Raw genomic sequence first — 24,151 nt, 5'->3', positions numbered from 1 at the left:
CCACACTATCTGTGCATAACTCTGTGCATAGCACGCTACATGTAGCGTTTCGCGCTGGCGAAGGTGGGTACGGTCAAATAGCGATCATCGCGCCTGCTTTTCCGCAAAAAGTCTGTTTAGCCGGCGCCGCTGGTAAACAGTTGCGCCGTAAACAGCAGTTAGAAACCGATGGTGGCCGAGACCAGGTAAGTGCGAGGCGTCGACATGCTCAGCCCAGGCTCGCTGTCGTCGGAAGCGCCGGCCGAGGCCCAGTAGCGCTCGTTCATGACGTTTTCGATGCCGGCGCGCAGGGTGATGTCTTTTTCGGCTGCTTTGAAGGCGTAGCGCGCGCCCATGTCGTAGCGTTCCCAGCCGTCGATTTGCTTGCTGTTGGCTTGGTCGAGGTACTGCGAGCTGGAGTGAATGCCACGCGCGGTGAGGGTCAGGCCCGACACGCCAGGCACGTCCCATTCGGCGCCGAGGTTGACGTTGTATTCCGGGGTGGCCGGGGCGCGGTTGCCGTCTGCCACACCGCCGACGGTGCCGGTCAGTTCGCTGTCGATGTACATCAACCCGCCCATCAGGCGGAAGCCTTGCAGCGGCTCGCCAAACACACTGAGTTCGATGCCTTTGTTTTCCCGCTTGCCGTTGGGACCGAATACCCGCGAGGTGGCGTTGGTTTCGTAGGCGGGCTGTTTGATGCGGAACGCGGCGGCGGTCAGGGCGAAGCTGCCGAGGTCGTACTTGGCGCCCACTTCCACCTGACGGCTGATAAACGGCGGGAAGATTTCATCGGTGTTCACTGACGTGGACGGCGCGATCTTGCCCTGGCTCAGGCCTTCCATGTAGTTCGCATACAGCGACAGCTCGTCGGTGAGTTTGTACAGCACGCCACCGGAGGGCGAGACCTTCTCTTCGTCGTAGGCGGTATCGCCTTTTACGTCGTTGCTCCAGTCGTCCACTTGCACCCGCTGCCAGCGCGCGCCAAGGGTGAGCAGTAAGCGGTTGTCGAAAAAGCCCAGGGTGTCCGACAGCGCCACGCCGCTGAAGCGGTTCTCGGTGTACACCTCGGCGTCGGCGCGAATCGGCCTGGTGGGTGTCGGGGTTTGCACCGGGTTGTAGAGGTTGCTGGTGGCGTTGGCGTAGCGCGCGCCGCCGTTGGTGAAGTCCATGTAGAAGTAGCTGGCCGACAGATTCAGCTCATGGCTGACCGGGCCGGTGTCGAACCAGTTGCGCACGCCGGCAGTGGCGGTGCGGACCGACTCGTCGCGGGTAAAGTCGCGCGGTTGGACCACAAAGGCACCGGCGTCGTTGCTGACCGGCACGTTGTGACGCAGGAAGTCGTGGTTACTTTCCCGCGCACCCACGGCGCCGTAGGCCATTAACGAATCGCTGAAGTCGTACTCGGCGTTCACTGCGCCGAAGGTGTCTTCGGTGCGTGCCTTTGTCCACGACTGCGCATAGTTGTGGCGCACATCGTCGGCGTCCGGCACCTTCGCCGCCGCGCCAATCAATACGCGCTCCTGTGGGGCGTCGGTGTCACGCTCGGTGTGGCCGATGTCGGTGGAAAGGCGCAGGCGGTCGCCGCGAAAGTCCAGGCCCAACACGGCCATTTCACGGTCGACGCTCTGGTGATCCCATTCGGTGTCGCCGGACTGTTTCACGCCGTTGAAACGCAGGCCGAACTGGTTGCCTTCGCCGAAGCGCCGACCAATGTCCACGGCGCCACCGACCTGGCTGTCGGAGGCGTAACTGCCGGTAAATTCGGTCAGCGGTTTGTCGTCGGCGCGCTTGGCCACCACGTTGATGCCACCGCCAACGCTGCCGCGCGGCGAGATGCCATTGACCAGTTGGCTCGGGCCTTTGAGTACGTCGACGCGGTCGGCCATTTCCATGTCGATGGAGTACGTCGGCAAGATGCCGTAGAGGCCGTTATAGGAAACGTCGCTGTTGAACAGGCTGAACCCGCGAATGGTGAACTGCTCGAAGCGCCCACCAGCCGGGTTGGTGGCGCGCACGGACGGGTCGCTGGCGACCAGGTCGTTCAAGGTGCGCGCCTGCTGATTTTTCACCGCCTCGCTGGTGTAGGTGGTCATGCTGAACGGCGTTTCCATAAAGTCACGCGAGCCGAGCAAACCTTGCGAGCCTCGACGGGCGATCTGGCCACCGGCATAGCGCTCAGCCTCGGCGGCGTGCTGGCCGCCGGTGATGCTGGTGGGCGCAATTTCCACGGCGCTGCCCACGGGCGCAGCTGGCACCACGGTGTAGGCGCCCTCGCCCGCTTGCTGCAACTGCAAGCCGCTGCCTTGCAGCAAGCGCGCAAACCCTTCCTCCACGCCATAGTTACCGGACAGGCCGGAACTATTGCGGCCGCTGACCAGCGCGGGGTCGACGGAAAGATTGACGCCGGCCTGGCTGGCGAAGCGGGTCAGCGCACTGCTCAGGCTGCCAGCGCCAATCTGCACACTGTGGCGAGCGTCGTCGGCCAGGCTGGGCACGGCGTGCAGCGCGCCGGCCAGGCTGAGAATCAGGCCCAGTTGCGACAGCGGGCGCAAGGCGAAAGGCAGACGGTTGGGACGATGAGGCTGGACGACGGACATGGAGGATCGCTCTCGATTCAATTCACTTGCCTGGAATGACCGGCGAGATGAAAAAAAGGGACAGCCTCAGCCCACATTATTTTTGAGCGGCGCTTTTTTCGGCAGCAGCGTGACCCAATAGCGGGTGCGCGATTGCACCTCGACCGGCAAGGTGGCGGCGAGCAGCGCCAGCACCGTGTCAGTGTTGTCGAGGCGGAAACTGCCGGTCACGCGCAGCCCTTCAAGCTCCGGCGACCAGCGCAACAGCCCGGGTCGAAAGCGGCTCAGCTCGCGCAGAAAATCGCCCAGCGCCTGGTTTTCGGCCACCAGCACGCCGTCGCGCCAACCCGGCTGCGACGCCTCAAAGCGCCGCACCGGGCTGATGCCGCCGATGTTCATGTCCACCTGCTGCCCTGCACGCAGCACCAGCGGCGCGCCGTGCAACGGCTGCACGCTGACCTCGCCGCCGTAAACCAACACGTGGCAGGCGTGCTCATTGCGGCGCACGCACAGCTCGCTGTTGGCGACCGACAGTTGCCCGTACGGCAATTGCACGGTGAGCGCCTGGTTGCCGGGCACCGTCAGGGCAAGCTCACCGCGCAGCAAGGTGACGGTGCGGGTGGCCAGGTCGACGTTCACGGCGCTGTCGGTGCTTAGCTCAACGGTGCTGCCATCGGCGAGCAGCCGACTGCTGCGCTCGCCGATGGCGGTGTGCAGGTCGGCGCTCCAGACGTCCAGCGGCAACTGGCGACGGATCAGCCAGCCGGTGGGCACCAGCGCCGCCACCGCCAAGGCGCGTTTGAGCGCGGCGCGGCGAGCCAGGTCCGGGCGGTCCAGCGTGGCCATGGCCAGCTCGGGCGGCACGCCGCTGAAACGTTCGCGCAGCAATTGGGCTTTCTGCCAGGTGGCTTCGTGGTGGGAATGGCTGTTGCGCCACTGTTGCAGGCGGCGATGATCGTCTTCGGTGGCGGCGCCCGACTCCAGCAATGCCAGCCAGCGCGCGGCAGCGCAGGCCACGTCGACGGCTTCGCTTGCCGGCGAGGCGCGCATCACAGCTCCACCAGCAGGCAGTGTTCGTAGGCCTGGGCCATGTAGCGCTTCACCGTGCGCTCGGAAATGCCCAACTGTTCGGCGATGTCGCGGTAGCCGAGGCCATGCAGTTGGCTTAACAAAAACGCACGACGCACCGGCGCTGCCAGGCCATCGAGCAGTTCGTCCAAGGCGTGCAGGGTTTCCAGCAGCAGCCAGCGCTGTTCCGGTGACGGCACGCATTCTTGTGGCAGCTGCGCGAGCGCCTCCAGATACGCCTGTTCCAGGCTGCGGCGGGTGTAGAAGTTGCTCAGCAGGCGCTTGCCGACGGTGAGCAGATAGGCACGCGGCTCGCGTAAATCGGCCAGCGGTTGCGCGCTGGAGAGCACGCGCAGGAAGGTGTCCTGGCTGATATCCGCCGCATCCCACGCGTTGCCGACGCGGCGTCGCAACCAGCTTTCCAGCCACGTGCGGTGCTCGCGATACAGCGCGGTCAGGCCGGGCTCCGGCATGTGCTGCGGCGTTGAGGCGACTTCAGTCATAGCGAGAGGCTCTGCCTACGAAACAAATGAGATTGATTCTATTTAAGGCAGAGCGTCATACCAAGCGATTTTATAAATCCAGGCGTTTAAAGCCGGCTGAAACCCCGGTGCTTACGGCAGGATGGCAAACACTCGCGCCGGAAAACCGCTGCCCTTTTCGATTTTCGGAAAGCTCACCACAGCCAGCGCACCGGCCTCCGGCACTTGGTCGAGGTTATCGAGCAGCTCGATCTGGTAGTGGTTCTTGCCGAGGATGTACGACTCCAGCGAGTAGTCGTCTTTGCTGGTGGCGATGCCGGGATCGGTGTCAGTTGTCTCATGGCCGGAGGCGGTAATTTTTCGCGTTTCGTACAGGTACACCAACACCTCTTTGCTCCAGCCCGGATAGTGGGCCACGCCTTTGTCGTCGAGGTTTTGAATCTTGTCCTGGCTCGGCCAGCGCTTGGACCAGTCGCTACGCAGCGCCACAAACGCGCCGGCGGGAATGGCGCCGTGGCGTTTTTCCCAGGCTTTTACATCGTCGAGGGTGACGGTGTAGTCCGGGTTCTTCTGCACCTGCTGGTGAATGTCCAGCACCACCAAAGGCAGCAGCTGCTCGGTTACCGGAATCTGGTCAACGGTGCGCAGGCCAGTGTGGAAATGCGCGGGCGGATCAACGTGCGTGCCCCACTGCCCCACATGGGAATACAGGTCCACCTGGAAGCCGTCTTTCTCAATGGTGTACAGGGTTTTGCGCTGCGCCGGCTCGAAGCCTTTCCAGTGCGGAATCTGCTCGTTGTAGCTGTGGGTCAGGTCGACCCATTTATGACTCTTCAGCGACGCGTACACGTTCCATAAACCCGGCTCGGCGGCGCTGGCCGTGGCGGTGTACAGGGGCAGTAAGGCGGTGGCGGCTAACGCCAGAATGCGCAATGACATCGGTTTCTCTCCTTGATAGCGTTAGAGCAGACGGTAGTTTCCCTTCGGCTCAACGCAAAAAATATTAGGAATAAGAACATGACGTCCAAGCACTTAATCGAATATGAAAATGCCAATGCGCGCGTACGGGCGGTGTACGACGACATCAAGCAAACGCGTCAGGTTGATCGGGTCAATAACTTCTGGAAATGCATCGCCGCGCACCCCGACACCCTGGAGCGCACCTGGCAGAGCCTCAAGCAGGTGATGGCCCCGGGCGCGCTGGACGCCCTGACCAAAGAACGGATTTACGTCGCCGTCAGCGTGACCAACAACTGCCCGTATTGCATCGGCTCGCACACCGCGAGCGCGCGCAAAGCGGGCATGACCGACGAGATGTTCGGCGAGCTGCAGGCGGTAATCGGCATGGCCAACGAAACCAATCGCCTGGCCACCGGCTACCGCGTGCCGCTGGACGATGCCTTTAAAGACTGACCGCGCGCCTTACACGCTGACAAACACCGCCGACGTCCAAACCCGCGACTGGTCGCGCTGGCGTGCGGTGATAAACAGCGGGTGCTCGCGCGCCGGGTCCAGCGCCAGTTCGTCGAGCCCAATACTGCCCTGCACCTCGCGCGGCAACGGCTGCTCGGTGATGCGCTCCAGCGCCACTTGCAGTTCCGCGCCCGGCAGTTTTTCCACCACGGCGCCCTGCTCCAGCAACTGCTCGCCCGACACCTGCACCTCCACGGTCGGCGCATGCACATGGGGATGGGGCTGCAACGCATCGCCCACTTTCACGTAAGCGTCCACGCGACTGGTGAGGCTGATGCGCGCGCCGGCCAGTTGCGACAGCTCGATTTCCAGGCTGTCGGTGTCGCCATTGGTGTCGGTGCGAAAGGCCAGCGTGGTGGCGTTTTTGCGCCATACGGTTTGCTCCGGGTGATCGGCGCCGAGGAAGTTGAAGCCATTGATAACCGCGCCGGTGATCTCGATTTCGCCGCTCCAGTACGCGCCGCGGTAACGGTCTTTGATCCGCGCGCCGCCCAGACGAACCCGGACGCGGCGGCTGGAAAGCCCGGCTTCTTCATGCAGGTTGCGCGACCAGATGCACTGCTCGCCATCAAACAATTCCACCTGCTCCCAGCCGGCATCGCCAAGCAGGCGGTAGTCCAGGGTTTGTCCCGGTTCGGCGCGCAGCACGTCGCCCATCAACCGCTCACCAACCTTCACCACGCCCACGCTGCGCTCGCCGGTGGTGGCAAAGGTGTGCCGGGCGCGCAGCGCTTTGCCGACGCCGGCGCGGTCGAAGCTGTCGGCGATTACGCCGGTGAGGCCGCCGCGCGAACCAAACACGGCGGTAGCCGGCACGCCGCCGCCGCAACGGCCCTGGTGCTCGTCACTGTTGGCCGCCGCGCCAACGCGATAACCGCGCTGCAAGGCTTCGGCATACACCCAGTGAAACTGGCCCCAGGCCGAGCCCACTTCAATCAGGCGTTCCAGCTCGGGGTGATGCCAGTCCAGGTTGCAACGACGCCCGCCCACGTGCGGCATCATCAGATGCCCTTCGGGATTTTTCGCGTAGGCCGCGTACAGCTCGTCCACCGGCCAGGCGCCGGGTTTGATGGTGCCGGCGGTGAATTCATTCCATTCGAACGAGCGCACCAGACGCCCTTGGGCGTCGAAGGGAAACTCCGGCTTGCCGTCGTGCAGGAACACCACGTTGCGGTCGCCACCGGCGCAGGAGTTGCCGCACCACTCGGTGCCTGGGTAGCAGACGAAGCGCCCCGGCTCGTTGAGTTCGCCGATCAGCGCCACGGCGGCGTCCCAGCGTTTTTCGGTGATGTTGAAATCGTTGGCGGTGTAGCCCAGCACATCGAGGCCGGCCACGTCGCGGCCGTAGCTGAGGTTATAAAGCGTGTCGTTGGTGCCCACGGTGTCATCGGAATGCACGTGCAAATCGGCGTACAGCGGGCGAATGCCGGCGCCCGCTTCGTCGACGTTGATGTACGCCTGCGCCGGGCCGATGCCCGCCTCGTCGGGCTGCACACTCACGGACCACTCGCCCACCTCCTCCAGCTTCAGCGCCGGCACACGAACCACCGCCCAGCCTTCACCCGCCAGGGTGATCGGCAGCGCCAGGCTGCTGCCGCGCGGGCCGTTAAGCAGCAGCGTGCCGGTCAATGGCAGGTTGCGGCAGGTATTGCCCCAGGCGTCGTCGGCGCGAATCAGTACATCGAACGGCTGCCCCTGGCCCACCAGACGCGGCACGATCACCAGCAGGCGCTCCGGCACGCCGGGCACGATATCGAGCAGCAAATCGCCCGGCACTTCGGCAAATTTCGAGCTGCCCAGCGGGTCGATAAACAGGCGCAGGCGGAAGTCTTTTTCGACAAAGCTCTGCACCCGCGTGCCCGCCCCGCCCTGGCGACGGTCGCCGATGCGAATAACGATGCGGTCGCCAGGGTTGAGATAGCCGTCCACGATGTCGATCAGGATGGCTTTCTGAAACGGCCGCTCGTGGCCCTTCTGATCGAAGCGCACGTTCAGGTGCTGCACGGTCGCCGGGCTTTGCCCTGGCACCAACTCGCCCGCCTGGTATTCGGCGCTCACGTAGTTGGCAGCGGTAGGGTCGGAAGTCTGGAACAGCGCCCAGTCCGAATAGAATTTGAACGCCAATTTGAGCCAGGCGCCGTCGGCCAGGCCGCTGGCGCCGACCTCGTACACGAAGGTGATTTCGTCCCACTGGCCGGCCACCAGAGTCTGGCGGTCGCAACGGATACTGCCCAGAAACGGCCGCGCCTTGTTGCGCGCATACAGGCCGACGGGGGCGGTGTATTCACCGGCTTCACGGGGATCGAACGTCTGGCTCACGGTAAGTCCTCTTGATCAAAAAAGAATGCAGCGGCGCGCCTGTTCAGGCGGCGCGCCACGCTTGGTAGTGACGCTCGATACGGCGGAACACCAGGGCTTCCATCAGCCAGGCGAGCAAGCCGATCAGCACGATGCCCAGCAGCACCTGGCTGCTGTTGCCGATTTGCCCGCCCATCGACACCATCCAGCCGATGCCTTGCGAGGCGCCGATCATTTCGGCGGCCACCAGCGCACGCCAGCCCTGGCTGAAACCAATGCGCAACGCGGCGGTGAGAAACGGCAGCGACGCCGGCAAATACACCAGGCCCAGCAACTGCCAGCGATTGGCGCCCAGGGTGCGCGCGGCGCGTACTTCGCCGTCGCGAATACCGAGCACGCCTTCCTGAATGGTCACGGCCATGGGAAACACGGCGGCGATAAAAATCACCAGCACGATGGAGAAAAAACCAAAGCCGAAAATGATCAGAATCAGCGGCGCCCAGGCAATCGGCGGAATGGCCATAAACAGGCTGTTGAGCGGCGAGATGAAATCGCGAAAACGCCGCGACAAACCCGCCGCCCCGCCCAACACCACGGCCACCAGCACCGCACTGAAAAAGCCGGCCAGTTCCTCTAGCACGCTGGCCTTGAACTGCTTCCACAGCGAGCCGTCGTCAATCCAGCGCAGCGCTTCGCCTGCCACGGTCCAGGGCTGCGGCAGCACGTAGCTGGGAAAGCGGCTGGCCAGGGCAATCCACACCAGCAGCAGAAACGGCAGCGAGGCCCAGCCCCAGTTCGGTGTTGGCAGTGACAAGGTGCGTTTCATGGCTGGGCTCAACGCGAGGCTTTTTGCAGGTACGAGGTGTCCACCAGATCCTTGAGGGGAATCTGTGCGTCCATGAATTTCAGCTCGTTGGAGTAGTTCATCAGCCGCTGAATAAAGGCCAGGTCCGAGGCTTGCAGCTCGGCTGACCAGCCCAGACGCTTGCGCGCTTCGGCGACGATTTCCACGCCGCTGACGGTACTGCCGTCGGCGCGCTGCACGGTTTCCAGCTTGAAGGCCTCGGCAATGATTGCGTTGGCCTCAGCCGGGTGTTCGTTGAGAAAGGCGATGGCCTTGCGGTGGGCGCGCAGCAGTTTCACCACGTCATCGGGGCGTTGCTGCAGGGTTTCCGGCAGGCCGATCACCACGTACCACGGGTAGTTGGGCAGCGCCTGGTTCACGTCGAGCAACAGTCGCGACGAGCCACGCAGCAGCGCCTGGCTGACAAAGGGTTCCCAGCTGAAGGCCGCATCGACAATGCCGCGCTCCAGCGCCGCGTTCATATTGCCGGGCGGCATGTCGACGATTTCGACGTCGGTGTCCGGTTCCAGCTTGGCGTTTTCTTTGAGCACGTAGCCGCGCAGCAATACGTCCATGCCGCTGCCCTTTTTCACCCCGGCCAGCTTGTGGCCTTTGAGTTCGGCGAGGCTTTTGATCGGGCTGTCGCTGCGGGTCAGCACGGCGGCCTGGCCGTAGTTGACCTTGGCCAGAATCACGCTCTTCAAACCGCGTGCGTACCACTGATACACCGGCGGCGTGCCGACGTAGGCCACATCCAATTCGTGGGCCGCGAGCGCCTGTTGAATCACCGGACCGTCGCCCAACGCTTTGATGTCCACCGCCAAGCCTTCGTCGCGGTAATAGCCCTGTTTCTCGGCGACGATCACCGGCGCATTGGCCATGGCCATCACGTAGCCGATACGCAGCGGTTCAGCGGCGTGGGCGCCGCCCAGCCAGGAAGTAGCCGCCAGCGCGACGGGCAACAGCAGTGCTTTGATCATGAAATTCTCGATATCAGGAAGTGAGTTCAGGAAGCGACGGCGACTGCGCCATGACGTCGCCGATGCGTTCCATCAGCTCGTTGCGATAGTCGAGAAAAGCCGGCAAGCGGCGGGTGTCACGGTTAGTGCGGGGGCGCGGCAAGTCGATGGCGAGCTCGCTGTGAACGCCCCCTGGGGCAATGTTCAGCACCACCACCGGTCGGCGAGAAACACCGCTTCGTCGATGTCGTGGGTAATGAACAACACGGTCTGGCCCAGCTCGGCCCAGAGCCGCAGGGTTTCTTCATTCATGCTGTTGCGGCTGATGGCATCGAGCGCGGCGAACGGTTCGTCCATCAGCAGTACCTGCGGCTCCAGCGCCAGCGTGCGGGCCAGCGCCACGCGCTGCTGCATGCCGCCCGACAGCTGACGCGGCAAGCGCTCGGCAGCCGCTTCCAGGCCGACCAACCGCAGGTAATGCAGCGCCTTTTCACGCTGCGCCGCCACATTCTGCTCACCGGCCACACGCAAGCCGAAACGTACGTTTTCCAGCGCGCTTAGCCAGGGAAACAGCTGCGGGCTTTGGAACACATAACCCAGCGCCGGCAACTCCGGGCGCGCCGCTTCGCCGTGCACCAGCAAACGTCCGGCCTGGGGTTGCTGGAACCCGGAAAGCAGGTTGAGCAAGGTGGTTTTTGCCGCAACCGGACGGCCCGAGAATGGCCACGAACTCGCCTGGCTTGGCACTCAGACTGAAGTCGCGGAACACCACGTGGCCGTTGGGGTAGGCGAAATGCGCGGCATCGACTTGCAAGGCGGGCTGTGGCATGGCGAATTGTGGCATGGCGAGTTGGGTCTGGAATCGGGACATGGCAGGCGCCGTAAGGTCATTTATACTGTCTGTGGTCATCATAATACGTATTAATACAAGTTAGCCCCAAGACTGAAAATTCATAACCTTAGAAGCAAGCGGCCGACTGCCCTGCTTCTCGCGCTCAGGACTTCTCACCGTGACCTTGCAACGCGACAGTTCCACCTCGCTTTACGAGCAGATCGCTCACCAATTGCTGGCTGAAATCCAGCAAGGCCACTTCGGCGCGCTGGGCAAATTGCCGTCGGAGTCGGAGTTAGTTGAGCGCTTCCAGGTCAGCCGCGTGACCATCCGTTTGGCCCTCGCCAAGTTGGGCGATGACGGCGTGGTGGAGCGCAAACAAGGCAAAGGCACGTTCGTGGCCGCGCAACAGGTGCGCCACGACCTCGACGCCCTGCGCAGCTTTCACGACTCGCTGGTCTTGCAAGGCCTGGCGCCGACCATGCGCCTGCTCGCCCATCGCCGCGTGGCGGTGCCGGACGAGCTGACCGCGCTGTTCAGCGAGGCTTGCGTGATGGTCGAGCGCTTGCACACTGTGGACGACGAACCCATCGCCTTCGCCCGCAGCTACCTCACCGCCGAGCTGGCTGACGTCGACTGGCCCAGCGTCGAACAAGAGCCGCTGTACTCGGTGCTGGAACGCGTCACCGGCAAACCCGTGGTGCGCGCCGACATGGCCATTCGCGCCCGCGAGGCCGACAAAAAACTGGCCGAGCACCTGGGCATCAAACGCGGCACGGCGCTGTTGGTGATGCAGCGCACCTCATGGTTTGACGAGCAGCAGTGCTGCGACCGCACCACCTTTTATATCCGCCCCGAACGCTATGAATTTGTTCTCAGCGGCGTGTTCAAAAACCGTCAGGCGTAAAAGAAATCGCCCACCGAGTTCGCAACGACTCTCCGCACAAAAGGAACGCGCGATGCATTCGATTACTCGCTGGCTGGGCGGCGCTGCACTGGCTTTCACCTTGTTAATGCCAACGGCACGCGCAGCCGAGCAAAAGCCGATTTACTTCGGCAACCTCACCTGGGAAAGCGGCAGCCTGATTACCGAAGTGCTGCGTGTGCTGGTGGAAAAAGGCTACGGCTTGAAGACCGACACCCAGCCTGGCAGCACCGTCAGCCTGGAAGTGGCCCTGGCGCGCAACGACATTCAGGTGATCGGCGAAGAATGGGCCGGCCGCAGCCCCGCCTGGGTCAAGGCCGAGGCTGAAGGCAAAGTGTTTGGCCTGGGCGACATCGTCAAAAATGCCGACGAAGGCTGGTGGGTGCCTGACTATGTGATTCACGGCGACGCCGCCAAAGGCATCAAAGCCGTAGCGCCGGACTTGCGTTCAGTCAGCGACCTGCCCCGCTACGCCGAGGTGTTTCGCGACGCCGAGCAACCGGAAAAAGGCCGCTTCCTCAACAGCCCCGCCGGCTGGACCTCGGAAGTGGTGAACACGCAAAAACTCAAAGCCTATGGCCTGACCGACAGCTACGTGAACTTCCGCACCGGCTCGGGTGCTGCGCTGGATGCGGAAATCACCTCGTCCATTCGCCGGGGCAAACCGGTGCTGTTCTATTACTGGTCGCCCACCCCGTTGATGGGCCGCTACAAGCTGGTGCGCCTGGAAGAACCGGCCTTCGACGCCGACGCCTGGAAAACCCTCACCGACAGCAAAAACCCCACCCCGCGCGGCAGCCGTTCACTGGCGGCGCGCTTGTCGATTGGCGTGTCGGCGCCGTTCCGTGAGCAACACCCCCGAGCTGGTGGCGATGTTTGAAAAGGTCGACTTTCCCATCGCCCTGCTCAACAGCACATTGGCCAGCATGAGCGAACAGCGCCAATCGCCCCGCGCCGCCGCCGAAGCGTTTCTAAAAGCCAATCCGCAGGTGTGGCAGGCGTGGGTCAGTGACCAAGCACGCAGCAAGGTCGAGGCGGCGCTGTGAGTTCAGGCTTTCCCGAAAGCCTGCACCACTCCATCGCCGAGCCGGTCAATCGCCTGGTGGATGGGTTGGTCGTCAACTATGGCGACCAGCTGCGGCAAGTGGCGGACACCTTGTTGCTGGGCGTCACCCTGGCTGGAAAGCGGCCTGCGCGCCCTGCCCTGGTGGCTGCTGCTGATAGTGGTATTCGCCCTCGCCTGGCATGCCGGACGCAGTTGGAAACGGGCGCTGGCGCTGGTGGCGCTGATGTTTCTGATCGGCGTGGTCGGCCTGTGGGACAAGCTGCTGCAAACCTGCGCCCTGGTGCTGGTGGCCACCGGCTTGTGCGTGCTGCTCGGCGTGCCCATCGGCGTGCTGCTCGCCTTCCGGCCCACGGCGCGGCGAGTGATCATGCCGGTGCTCGATGTGATGCAGACGCTGCCCAGCTTCGTGTACCTGATTCCAGTGCTCATGCTGTTTGGCCTGGGCAAGATTCCAGCGATTTTCGCCACCCTCATCTACGCGCTGCCGCCGCTGATTCGCCTCACCGACCTGGGCTTGCGGCAGGTCGACACCTCGGTGCGCGAAGCCGCACGTTGCCTGGGTGCTACGCGCTGGCAAGTGCTGCGCAATGTCGAGCTGCCGCTTGCGCTGCCGAGCATCATGGCCGGGCTGAACCAGACGGTGATGATGGCGCTGTCGATGGTGGTGGTCGCCTCGATGATTGGCGCACGCGGGCTGGGTGAAGAAGTGCTGGTGGGCATTCAAACCCTGGATGTCGGCCGTGGCGTGGAAGCCGGCCTGGCCATCGTGGCGCTGGCCGTGATCATCGACCGCATCACCCAAGATTACGGCCGTCGCGAGTCAACCAAGCCGGGCTAGTTGTCCACGCTAAGGCCATGGCGTTCAGCGATGGCCTTGTACACACCGTTGCGCCGCAGCTTGGCCAGCGCCTGATTGAAGCGCTCGAGCAACGCTTCGGTCTGCGGGTAATTGCGCGAGGTCATCAGGTAGTTGTGGCCGACCGCCAGCGGTGTTTCCAGCGTACGAAAGCTGGCGTGATCCTCGGCTGGAAAATGCTTGCGAATCACGTCCCAGCCGACCACGTCCACCGCCGGCGCCAGGTCTACGCGCCCGGCGCGCAGCTTTTTGAAACTGGACTCCTCGCTGGTCGCCGACTCCACCTGTAAACCGGCCTCAGCCAGCAGCGCCTCGTAGTAATAACCGCGCACGCCGCCGATTCGGTATTCCTGCAATTCACTCAACGCTTCAAACGTGCGCGGATAGCCCTGATCTGTCGGGCTGTAATAGAAAAACAAGGTTTTCTTGGCATACAGCGGCTGCGAGAACAGAAACCTGGCATCGCGCTCCGGCGTCGGCACATACGGCATGGTCGCCCACACCTTGGCCTCATCCGTCTCGCGCTCGCAGCGCGGCCACGGCATAAAGCGGAAGGCGAACTTCACCCCCATTTCCTTGCCCACCTCCGGCAAGAGCTCGGTGAGAAAACTGTTTTTCGGGTTGGCACTGACGAAAGGCGGCAGCTCGCTGGTGGCGATGGTGAGCACGGGCGTGGCGGCCTGCACCGGGCTTAGCGCGGCCAGGCAGAGGATGGAGAGGATGAGCCGTTTGATGGGATTGTCCGCCTGGGTGGCACGCTGGATGAGTTATAGAACTCTGAGACAATTTAAATCTGGGCGGGAGTCGGAACGGTCGTGGATTCGGCCCTCACCCCTAGCCCCTCTCCCGTAAACGGGAGAGGGGAATTGACCGAGGTGGCGCGGCATACACGGTTAAGCCCCTCTCCCGCTCGCGGGAGAGGGTTGGGATGAGGGGGCCGTTAAGCCAAAAAACACCTCCACCACGTCCCCACTCACCCGCACCGGCCACACCTTCAACGCTTGCTCCGGGTATTCCAGGCAGGTGCCGTCCTGCAAGCGGAAGTGCTGCTTGTACAACGGCGCCGCCACCACCAGATCCCCCGCCAGGCTGCCGATAATTCCGCGGCCAATCACATTGGCGCCCGACAACGGGTCGCGGTTTTCCACGGCGAATATCTGCTCGCCATCGGGCAGGTAAAACAGCGCCACCTGCACGCCGTCCACCAGCGACACCACACCGGAATTCGCCACCAAATCCGCCCGCGCGCACACGCCGGTCCAACCTTGTTCCCGTGCCATGGCCTGCATCACACCACCTCCACTGCATTGATCAGCTTGAGTTCGTCGAGCTGAATCGGGCGAATCTGCCCGCGCTCTTTGACGAAGTGAATATCCGGGTCGCCGCCCTTGGCATTGACGAAGGTGCGGAAGCGTTTGAGTTTTTCCGGGTCTTTCAGGGCATTTGCCCATTCGCATTCGTAGCGGTCGACCACCAGCTGCATCTGCGCCTCCAGCTCGGCGGCCAGGCCCAGGCTGTCGTCGATGACCACGGCCTTGAGGTAATCCAGCCCGCCTTCCAGGCTTTCCCGCCACACCGAGGTGCGTTGCAGCTTGTCGGCGGTGCGGATGTAGAGCATCAGGAAGCGGTCGATGTAGCGGATCAGCGTCTCGTCATCGAGGTCAGTGGCGAACAGTTCGGCGTGGCGTGGGCGCATGCCGCCGTTGCCGCTGATGTACAGGTTCCAGCCCTTCTCGGTGGCGATCACGCCCACGTCTTTGCTCTGCGCTTCGGCACATTCGCGGGTGCAGCCGGACACGGCGAACTTGAGCTTGTGCGGCGAGCGCAGGCCCTTGTAGCGGTCTTCGATAAACAGCGCCATTTTCACGCTGTCCTGCACGCCGTAGCGGCACCAGGTGCTGCCGACGCAGCTCTTCACGGTGCGGGTCGACTTGCCGTAGGCGTGGCCGGTTTCAAAGCCGGCGGCAATCAGTTCGCCCCAGATATCCGGCAGCTCGTGCAACTGCGCGCCGAACAGGTCGATGCGCTGACCGCCGGTGATCTTGGTGTACAGGTCGTACTTTTTCGCCACCGCGCCGATGGCGATCAAGCCGTCCGGGGTGATCTCGCCACCGGAATACGCGGCACCACCGAGTAGGTGCCGTTCTTCTGCATGTTGGCCATAAAGGTGTCGTTGGTGTCTTGCAGCGGCACCAGCCACGGCTCCTGAATGGGCCGGTTCCAGCACGAGGGCGAGAATCGAGCCGATGGCAGGCTTGCAGATGTCGCAGCCGACATGGCCTTTGCCGTGGCGGGCGAGCATGTCTTCAAAGGTTTCGATGCCGCCCACGCGCACCAGCGAGTACAGCTCTTGGCGCGTGTAGGCGAAGTGCTCGCACAGGCTCTTGTCGACCACCACACCGCGCGCGGTCAGTTCGTGCTCGAACACTTGCTTGAGCAAGCCCGCGCAACCGCCGCAACCGGTGGCCGCCTTGGTTTGCGACTTGAGGCCGGCGAGGTCGCTGCAACCGTTGTCGATGGCGCAGCAGATCGCGCCCTTGCTGACGTTATGGCACGAGCACACGGTGGCGCTGGCCGGCAACGCGTCCACGCCAAGGGCCGGTGCGGCGGCGCCTTGCGGCAAGATCAGGCTGGCCGGATCGGCCGGCAAGGTGATGCCGTTCTGCACGTATTGCAGCAGCGTGTCGTAGTAGCTGTTGTCGCCCACCAGCACGGCGCCGAGCGCCTGTTTGCCGTCAGCCGAGACGATCAGGCGCCGATAGGTGGAGGTGGCTTCGTCGATAAACCGGTAACTGCGCGCACCTTGGGTGGCGCCATGGGCATCGCCGATGGAGCCCACGTCCACGCCCAGCAGTTTCAGCTTGGTCGACATGTCGGCACCGAGGAATGGCTGGGCGCTGTCATCGCTCAAGCCCACCGCGTCGCACAGTTGCGCGGCCACGCTGCGCGCCATTTGATATCCCGGCGCGACCAGACCGAAGATGCTGCCGTTCCACGCCGCACGTTCGCCGATGGCGAAAATGCGTGCATCGCTGCTGCGGCACTGGCTGTCGATGGCGATGCCGCCACGGGCACCCAGCTCCAGCTCGCAGGCTTTGGCCAGGGCGTCTTGCGGGCGGATGCCGGCGGAAAACACGATCAGGTCGGTTTCCAGAAATTCGTCATTGGCGAAGTTCATGCGGTAGCGGTAGTCGCTGCCCGGCGTGATCGACTGGGTGCCGCGCGACAGGTGCACGCTGACGCCCAGTTCTTCGATGCGCGCTTTCAGCGCCTGGCCGCCGTGGTCGTCCAGTTGCACCGGCATTAAGCGCGGGGCGAATTCCACCACATGGGCTTCAAGGCCGAGGGACTTCAGCGCATTCGCCGCTTCCAGGCCCAGCAAGCCGCCGCCGACTACCACGCCACGCCGGGCGTTTTTCGCCGCTGCCTGAATGGTGTCCAGATCGGCCAGGGTGCGGTAGACCAAGCGCGAGTCACCGGCCGCGCCTTCAATCGGCGGCACGAACGGATAGGAACCAGTGGCCAGCACCAGGTGGTCGTACGGCACGCAGCCGTTGGCGGTGATCACTTCCTGGCGAGCGCGGTCGATTTCCAGCACCGGCACGCCCAGGTGCAGGGTCACGCCGGGCGTGTGATACAGCGCGGCCTCGCCCAAGGCCAACGACTCGGCATCGCGGCCGCCGAAGTACTCAGACAAATGCACACGGTCATAGGCGCGCAGCGGTTCTTCGCTGAACACCTCAATGCGGTAATGCGCCAGGGCGCCCCCGCTCCACCAGTTGCTCGACACAGTGATGGCCCACCATGCCGTTGCCGATTACCACCAGGGTTTGCAGTTCATTTGTGCTGTTCATAGACGTACCTGCCAGAGCCAACGCGGTTTTGTCGAAGCAAAAAAAGCGCCCGGAACCAAAAAGGTTCCAGGCGCCTTTGCCTGTTCGTGCTGCCGGCCCTTGAGCCCTGCAGTCATGTAATTACCCGGGCCGGTTGCGGCCAGACGATCGCCATTGATCGACAGGGCATCCCACACGCAGCAACGCGGCGGGGTTGCAGTCACGTATGCAGTGGTTGTGCCAGAAGGAAAACAACAGCGGCGCAGAGGCCGTGGCGTGGGGCTTTTGTGCGATGGCGTGGTCTCTTTGATGCGCCCGGATCTGGAGCCAAAACAGTGCGGGTGCGGCGCTAACGCCCCAATTCGGACCCAAGAAACCCTGTAGGAGCGGCTTTAGCCGCGATGCTCTTAACAGCCAAAGCATCGCGGCTAAAGCCGCTCCCACAGGGTCGTGCAAGGGCTCGCGAGGGTGTTGGCCCAGCCATTGCTACACACACGCAAAGGCCATCAACGTCGGTGGCCGCACTTTCAGGCAAAGGCGCCATGCAGCCCCGTTGAAAAACGGTGCGCTGCATGGCGCCTTTTTCGTTTCAGCGGGGAATGACATGGGCGACATCATCACCAGCAAAAGCGTACGCAGCGTGTGCCCTTATTGCGGCGTGGGCTGCGGCATTGTCATGCAGGTGGAAAACAACCTGATCGTCAAAGTGTCGGGCGACAAACAGCACCCCACCAACGCCGGCCGGCTGTGCACCAAGGGCAGCACCTGCGGCCAAGCGGTGGCCAACAGCGGGCGCATGGAGCACGCCTTTATGCGCCAGGAACGCAACCGCGACCCGGTGCGTGTGGGCATCGAGCAAGCCATCGACGCCACCGCCAACCGCTTGCGCAGCATCATCGACACGCACGGGCCAGACGCCGTGGCCTTGTATGTGTCCGGGCAAATGTCGCTGGAAGCGCAGTACCTGGCGAACAAACTGGCCAAAGGGTTTATCCGCAGCCGGCATATCGAATCCAACTCGCGGCTGTGCATGGCCAGCGCTGGCAGCGGCTACAAACTGTCGCTCGGCGCCGACGGCCCGCCCGGCTCGTACGACGATTTCGAGCACAGCGATGTGTTTGTGGTGATTGGCTCGAACATGGCCGACTGTCACCCGATTTTGTTCCTGCGCCTGCTCGACCGCTTAAAGGCCGGCGCCAAACTGGTGGTCATCGACCCACGCCGCAGCGCCACGGCCGACAAGGCCGATCTGTTTTTGCAAATTCGCCCGGGCACCGACCTGGCCCTGCTCAATGGCCTGCTGCACCTGCTGGTCGCCAACGGCCACAGCGACAAAGCCTTTATCGAATCCTTCACCGAAGGCTGGGAGGTGATGGAAGATTTTCTCGCCCAGTACACGCCCGCCTACGTCGCCGAAATCACTGGCCTCGCCGAAGCCGATATTCGCCAGACCGCGCAATGGATTGGCGAAGCCGCCAACTGGATGAGCTGCTGGACCATGGGCCTGAACCAGAGCATCCACGGCACCTGGCACACCAACGCGCTGTGCAACCTGCACCTGGCCACCGGCGCCATTTGCCGGCCGGGCAGCGGACCGTTTTCCCTCACCGGCCAGCCCAACGCCATGGGCGGCCGCGAGATGGGCTATATGGGCCCCGGTTTGCCCGGCCAACGCTCGGCATTAATCGCTGAAGACCGCCAGTTCATCGAACAGCTGTGGGCACTGGCGCCCGGCGCCATTCACGCTGAAGCCGGCGACGGCACGGTGGCGATGTTCGAGCAGATGAAATCCGGGGCGATCAAGGCCTGCTGGATCATCTGCACCAACCCGGTGGCCAGCGCGCCCAATCGGCAGACGGTGATCGAGGCGCTGCAAGCCGCCGAACTGGTGATCACCCAGGACGCCTACCTCGACACCGAAACCAACCGTTACGCCGACATTCTGCTGCCCGGCGCGCTGTGGGCCGAAGCCGAGGGCGTGATGATCAACTCCGAGCGCAACCTCACCCTCATGCAGGCCGCCGTGCAGCCGCCCGGCGACACCCTGCCCGACTGGCAACTGATCGCCCGCGTCGCCTGCGCCATGGGCTACAGCGAGGCCTTCAGCTACACCAGCGCTGAGCAGGTGTTCGAGGAAATCAAACAAGCCGCCAACCCCGGCACCGGCTACGACATTCGCGGCGCCAGCTACGCCCGCTTGCAGCAGGCGCCGGTGCAATGGCCGTGCGCGAGCGAGGCGGCAAGCGAGCGCAACCCCATCCGCTACCGCAACGAACAGACCCTGCGGTTTCCCACCGCAACCGGCAAAGCGCAGTTCTTCGCCCGCCCCTATCTGCCGCCCGCCGAACTGCCCGACGACGACTTCCCGCTGGTGCTCAACACCGGCCGCGTGCAACACCAATGGCACACGCTGACCAAGACCGGCAAGGTGCCGAGCCTGAACAAACTCAACCCCGGCCCGTTCGTGGAAATTCACCCCAGCGACGCCGCGCGGTTGGGCATTCGCGCCGGCAGCAAGGTGGAAATTCGCTCACGGCGTGGCCGCGCGGTGTTGCCAGCAGTGGTCAGCGACCGCGTGCAATTGGGCAACTGCTTTGCGCCATTCCACTGGAACGATGTGTTTGGCGAGCAGTTGGCCATCAACGCCGTAACCAGCGACGCCATCGACCCTATTTCCCTGCAGCCGGCGTTCAAGTTCTGCGCGGTCGCCTTGCACCCCATCAGCCCACCAGACGAAGCGCTGCCCTCGCCCTCCGCCAAGGAATTTGCTCCGATGACCCTCGACGCATTCGCCCGCCAGCTCAACCTCGACGGCCCGGCCCCACTGGCACTGGCCAGCGAAGAGCAGCTGTATATGCAAGGCTTTCTGCTCGGCCTGCGCAACGTGGAAGCACGCCAGGCCGGCGTGCCGACGCTGCCCGCCAGCGCCCCCTTTGCGCCGAACAACCGGCTGTTGGTGAATGGCCTGCTGGCCGGTTTGTTCTCCCGCGCCGCTGAAGCGCCCAGCGCCGAAACTGACAGCGGCGAGGCGCCGTGGCTGGTGCTCTGGGCTTCGCAAACCGGCAACAGCGAGACCCTCGCCGCCACCTGCGCCGAACGCCTGGGCAGCGCCGGTCAGCGGGCGAAGTACGAAGCCATGGACGAGGCCAAGCTGGACGACCTGCGCAACGCCGCCGGCGTGCTGTTGGTGACCAGCACCTTTGGCGACGGCGACCCGCCCGACAACGCCAGCGACTTCTGGCACAGCCTGCAAAGTGCCGAGGCCGACGCCCTGGTTAACAGCCGTTTCAGCGTGCTGGCGTTGGGCGATTCGAGTTACCAGCAATTCTGCGGCTTCGGTCGCAAGCTCGACGAACGCCTGGCCGCCCTTGGTGCCGAGCGCTTGCAGCCGCGCCTGGAATGCGAGCCGGACTTCCACGCCCCCGCCGAGCAATGGCTGATGCAGCTGTGCAGCCGCTTCGCCAGCAACAGCGCCGCGCCCACCGTACTGCGCCCGACACCGAGCGAAAGCAGCACCTTCAACCGCGCCAACCCGTTGCGGACCCGCCTGGTACATAACCAAGTGCTCAACGGCGCCGGCTCAGTAAAAGAAACCCGCCATCTGGCCTTCGACCTCAGCGGCCACGACTTCCCCTACCAGGCCGGCGACGCCCTGGGCGTGTGGCCCAGCAACGACGCGGCGCTGGTCGAGGAATTGCTCGCCACGCTCAGGCTCGACGGCGACAGCCCGGTCGAACTCGACAATCAGGCGTCCATGCCGCTGCGTGAAGCCCTGACCGAGCACCTGGAAATCGCCCGCATCAGCCCCGACCTGCTGCGCCGCGTGGCCGGGCACAACGGCAGTCCGTTCCTCGACGAACTGCTGCACGAAGGCAATCAGGCGGCGCTGCAAGACTGGCTCTGGGGTCGGCAAGTGCCCACGCTGCTGCGCGAATACCCCATCGCCCTCGACGCCCAGCAACTGGCGCGCCTGCTCAAGCCCTTGCAACCACGGCTGTACTCCATCAGCTCCAGCCCAACGGTGACGCCAAACGAAGTGCACCTGACCGTCGCCGTGGTGCGTTACCAGCATCAAGGCCAGGCCCGTGGCGGCGTGTGCTCGACCTTTCTCGCCGACCGCGCCGCCAACACGGGCGTGCGCATCTTCCTGCAACGCTCCACCCACTTCCGCCCGCCGCAAGACCCGGCCACGCCGCTGATCATGATCGGCCCCGGCACCGGCATCGCCCCGTTCCGCGCGTTTTTGCAGGAGCGTCAGGCACAAGGCGGCAACGGAAAAAACTGGCTGTTCTTCGGCGAACAGCGCGCCGTGGGCGACTTCTACTACCACGACGAACTGCGCACCTGGCAACGCAGCGGCCTGCTCACGCGCCTGGACACCGCGTTCTCGCGCGACCAGGCCGAGAAGATCTACGTGCAGCAACGCATGCTCGAAGAAGGCGCCGCGATCTGGCAATGGCTGCAACAAGGCGCCTACGTGTGCGTGTGCGGCGACGCCAGCCGCATGGCTAAAGACGTGGACGCGGCGCTGAAAAAGATCGTGCAGGTGCACGGCAAAATGACCGCTGGGGCGGCTACGTTGTATGTGAGTGGGATGAGCAAGGATCGGCGGTATTTGCGGGATGTGTACTAGCCGCACATATCACCTGTGGGAGCGGCTTTAGCCGCGATGCTGTTGATTTGCAGGCCCTGCCAATCGCGGCTAAAGCCGCTCCCACAGTGTTCACCGTCATTTCCGCGCAGGCGGCGGTCCGGCGATCCGGGATCCAGAATCTCAAGCCGAGCCCAATATCCGGCACAACGTTTGCTCTCTTCTGCGTAAAGGCCACCATCAGGCCAACCCCAGTCATGACAACGGCGTCGTGCGCAACTGGCCTCCAGGCCGGACGCTACGGCGCTTTTTTTTGCAATACGGGAACAGCGCCATGAGCGATTCAAGCAATCCCCTCGATGCCCTTCACGCCCTCGCCTGGGTGGCCGGCAGCGATGCGCCGGAAAAGAACGTGCTGAACCTGGGCTTTATGCCGCTCAGCGATTGCGCCTCGGTGGTGGTCGCCGCCACGCAGGGCTTTGCCCAGCCCTACGGCCTGACCCTCAACCTCAAGCGCCAAAGCTCGTGGGCCGGCCTCAGCGACAAGCTGCTGTGCGGCGAACTCGACGCGGCCCACAGCCTGTACGGCATGGTCTACGCCCTGCAATTGGGCATCAGCGGTGCGCCGGCTACCGACATGGCGGTGCTCATGGGCCTGAACCAGAACGGCCAGAGCATCAACCTCTCGCAACCGCTGAAAGAAGCCGGCGTGACCACTGCCAGTGCACTGAATGTGCGCGCGCACCAAAGCGGCTCAAAACTGACCTTCGCGCAAACCTTCCCCACCGGCACCCACGCCATGTGGTTGTACTACTGGCTGGCGAGCCAGGGCATTCATCCGCTGCAGGATGTGAACAGCGTGGTGGTGCCGCCGCCGCAAATGCTCGCGCACTTGCAAGCCGGGCGTATCGATGGGTTCTGCGTGGGCGAACCCTGGGGCGCGCACGCCATCGCCCATGAGCAAGGCTTTACCGTGACCACCAGCCAGGCGATCTGGCCGGACCACCCGGAAAAAGTGCTGGCCAGCACCCGCGAGTTTGTCGAGCAATACCCCAACACCGCGCGCGCGTTGGTAATGGCCGTGCTGGAAGCCAGCCGCTTTATTGAAGAGAGCCCGGAAAACCGCCGCAGCACGGCGCAACTGCTTAGCGCCAGCGAAGTTTCTCGATGCGCCGGTCACGAGCATCGAACCGCGCCTGCTCGGCCGTTACAGCGACGGCCTGGGCGCCAGCTGGCACGACGACCACGCCCTGCGCTTCCACGCCCACGGCGCGGCGAATTTCCCGTACGTGTCGGACGGTATGTGGTTTATGACCCAGTTCCGCCGCTGGGGCCTGCTGCGCGAAGACCCGGATTACTTAGCCGTGGCGCAACAGGTGCAGCAGCTTGAACTCTACAGCCGAGCGGCCGGCAGTCTGGAAATCACCGTACCGGCCTCGCCAATGCGCAGCAGTCAGTTGCTCGACGGCAGCGTATGGGACGGCAGCGACCCCGCCGCCTACGCCCGCAGCTTTGCCCTGCATGCCCTTAGCGATCAGTAAGCGGAGCCGCCAGCCATGTTGCGAATTCTGCTGATCAACGACACCTCCAAGAAAGTCGGGCGCCTGCGTGCCGCCCTGAGCGAAGCCGGTTTCGAGGTGATCGACGAATCCGGCCTGACCATCGACCTGCCCGCCCGCGTGGAAGCCGTGCGCCCCGACGTGGTGCTGATCGACACCGAATCGCCGAGCCGCGACGTGATGGAGCAAGTGGTGCTGGTCAGCCGCGACCAGCCCGACCCATCGTGATGTTCACCGACGAGCACGACCCGGACGTGATGCGCCAGGCGATCAAATCCGGCGTGAGCGCATACATCGTCGAAGGCATTCACGCCCAGCGTCTGCAGCCGATCATGGACGTGGCCATGGCCCGCTTCGAAAGCGACCAGACCCTACGCGCCCAACTGCACGCCCGCGACCAGCAACTGGCCGAACGCAAACGCGTGGAACTGGCCAAGGGGCTGCTGATGAAGATGAAAGACTGCAATGAGGATGAGGCTTATACGTTGATGCGTGGGCAGGCGATGAGTCGGCAGCAGAAGTTGATTCAGGTGGCGGAGCAGATTATTGCGATGAGTGAGATGTTGAATTAATCCTTTCGCCGCAGCACCGGTGTCTCTTCCGAAACTCTGGATCCCCGCGTACGCGAGGATGACGGAGGTGTTGGAGGGCACCGTCATCCTCGCGTACGCGGGGATCCAGAATCTCAAGTCGTACACGATGCTGCGCACCCCGCACCAGACGTGCCCGCGAGCAGATCAGTGCTGACGACCCTTTCGCCGCAGCACCAGCGTCTCCTCCGATACTCTGGATTCCCTCCTTCGCGAG

The 24,151-nt window shown here is 63.8% G+C and carries 13 protein-coding genes and 5 pseudogenes; 7 read left to right on the top strand and 11 right to left on the bottom strand.

Annotation, left to right across the window (positions count from 1 at the left end):
- Positions 1-158 precede the first annotated feature (158 nt).
- From ACZZZP_RS09615 to ACZZZP_RS09600, 4 genes are all read right to left on the bottom strand, one after another.
- Complete coding sequence (locus ACZZZP_RS09615) at positions 159-2,579, bottom strand: TonB-dependent siderophore receptor (protein ID WP_463382535.1); 2,421 nt, start codon at positions 2,577-2,579, stop codon at positions 159-161.
- 66 nt (positions 2,580-2,645) lie between these two features.
- Positions 2,646-3,608, bottom strand: a complete 963-nt coding sequence (locus ACZZZP_RS09610) for a FecR domain-containing protein (RefSeq protein ID WP_463536467.1) — start codon at positions 3,606-3,608, stop codon at positions 2,646-2,648.
- Positions 3,608-4,099 (bottom strand): sigma-70 family RNA polymerase sigma factor, encoded by a 492-nt coding sequence (locus tag ACZZZP_RS09605; protein ID WP_463384685.1) that lies wholly within the window; start codon positions 4,097-4,099, stop codon positions 3,608-3,610. Before ACZZZP_RS09605 ends, ACZZZP_RS09610 begins: the two co-directional genes overlap by 1 nt.
- A gap of 141 nt (positions 4,100-4,240) precedes the next feature.
- Positions 4,241-5,047, bottom strand: a complete 807-nt coding sequence (locus ACZZZP_RS09600) for a cyclase family protein (RefSeq protein ID WP_463382533.1) — start codon at positions 5,045-5,047, stop codon at positions 4,241-4,243.
- Between the two features lie 78 nt (positions 5,048-5,125).
- Between ACZZZP_RS09600 and ACZZZP_RS09595 the strand changes: the two genes are divergently transcribed.
- A complete protein-coding gene (locus tag ACZZZP_RS09595) occupies positions 5,126-5,521 on the top strand; it encodes a carboxymuconolactone decarboxylase family protein (RefSeq protein ID WP_463536466.1) in 396 nt (131 codons plus the stop codon).
- Between the two features lie 9 nt (positions 5,522-5,530).
- Here ACZZZP_RS09595 and ACZZZP_RS09590 read toward each other — a convergent pair whose 3' ends face one another.
- From ACZZZP_RS09590 to ACZZZP_RS09575, 4 genes and pseudogenes are all read right to left on the bottom strand, one after another.
- Entirely contained in the window at positions 5,531-7,900 is a 2,370-nt protein-coding gene (locus tag ACZZZP_RS09590) for a CehA/McbA family metallohydrolase domain-containing protein (protein ID WP_463382531.1), read from the bottom strand.
- A gap of 43 nt (positions 7,901-7,943) precedes the next feature.
- Positions 7,944-8,693 carry an ABC transporter permease gene (locus ACZZZP_RS09585; protein ID WP_463384684.1) on the bottom strand — a complete coding sequence of 250 codons (750 nt, stop codon included), beginning with the start codon at positions 8,691-8,693 and terminating at the stop codon, positions 7,944-7,946.
- A gap of 20 nt (positions 8,694-8,713) precedes the next feature.
- Entirely contained in the window at positions 8,714-9,703 is a 990-nt protein-coding gene (locus ACZZZP_RS09580; RefSeq protein WP_463382530.1) for an ABC transporter substrate-binding protein, read from the bottom strand.
- 13 nt (positions 9,704-9,716) lie between these two features.
- A pseudogene (locus ACZZZP_RS09575) lies at positions 9,717-10,526 on the bottom strand (ABC transporter ATP-binding protein).
- Between the two features lie 166 nt (positions 10,527-10,692).
- Between ACZZZP_RS09575 and ACZZZP_RS09570 the strand changes: the two are divergent.
- The 3 genes and pseudogenes from ACZZZP_RS09570 (at position 10,693) to ACZZZP_RS09560 (ending at position 13,343) form a co-directional block, all read left to right on the top strand.
- A complete protein-coding gene (locus ACZZZP_RS09570; RefSeq protein ID WP_463382528.1) occupies positions 10,693-11,421 on the top strand; it encodes a GntR family transcriptional regulator in 729 nt (242 codons plus the stop codon).
- 52 nt (positions 11,422-11,473) lie between these two features.
- A pseudogene (locus ACZZZP_RS09565) lies at positions 11,474-12,485 on the top strand (ABC transporter substrate-binding protein).
- Positions 12,482-13,343: pseudogene (locus tag ACZZZP_RS09560) on the top strand (ABC transporter permease). Before ACZZZP_RS09565 ends, ACZZZP_RS09560 begins: the two co-directional pseudogenes overlap by 4 nt.
- Here the strand turns inward: ACZZZP_RS09560 and ACZZZP_RS09555 are convergent.
- The 3 genes from ACZZZP_RS09555 to nirB all read right to left on the bottom strand — a co-directional run bounded on the left by ACZZZP_RS09555 (position 13,340) and on the right by nirB (position 17,151).
- Positions 13,340-14,029 carry a substrate-binding periplasmic protein gene (locus ACZZZP_RS09555; RefSeq protein WP_463382525.1) on the bottom strand — a complete coding sequence of 230 codons (690 nt, stop codon included), beginning with the start codon at positions 14,027-14,029 and terminating at the stop codon, positions 13,340-13,342. The pseudogene ACZZZP_RS09560 and the gene ACZZZP_RS09555 sit on opposite strands and share 4 nt — an antisense overlap.
- Before the next feature lie 225 nt (positions 14,030-14,254).
- Positions 14,255-14,650 (bottom strand): nitrite reductase small subunit NirD, encoded by a 396-nt coding sequence (gene nirD / locus ACZZZP_RS09550; RefSeq protein ID WP_463536465.1) that lies wholly within the window; start codon positions 14,648-14,650, stop codon positions 14,255-14,257.
- Positions 14,650-17,151: a nitrite reductase large subunit NirB gene (gene nirB / locus ACZZZP_RS09545; RefSeq protein WP_463536464.1), complete on the bottom strand. Its 2,502-nt coding sequence runs from the start codon at positions 17,149-17,151 to the stop codon at positions 14,650-14,652. Before nirB ends, nirD begins: the two co-directional genes overlap by 1 nt.
- A 659-nt stretch (positions 17,152-17,810) precedes the next feature.
- On the opposite strand from nirB, the gene ACZZZP_RS09540 reads away from it, so the two are divergent.
- The 3 genes and pseudogenes from ACZZZP_RS09540 (at position 17,811) to ACZZZP_RS09530 (ending at position 23,916) form a co-directional block, all read left to right on the top strand.
- On the top strand, positions 17,811-21,827 hold the full coding sequence (locus ACZZZP_RS09540; RefSeq protein ID WP_463536943.1) for a molybdopterin-dependent oxidoreductase: 4,017 nt from the start codon (positions 17,811-17,813) through the stop codon (positions 21,825-21,827).
- A 292-nt stretch (positions 21,828-22,119) separates the two neighbouring features.
- A pseudogene (locus ACZZZP_RS09535) lies at positions 22,120-23,326 on the top strand (CmpA/NrtA family ABC transporter substrate-binding protein).
- A gap of 15 nt (positions 23,327-23,341) precedes the next feature.
- Positions 23,342-23,916, top strand: a pseudogene (locus tag ACZZZP_RS09530) (ANTAR domain-containing response regulator).
- Positions 23,917-24,151: the final 235 nt, after the last annotated feature.

It is taken from the genome of Pseudomonas sp. AC211 (assembly GCF_979258055.1).
Note: the sequence above shows the minus strand (reverse complement) of the source record. Positions and strands in the feature narration are given on the sequence as shown.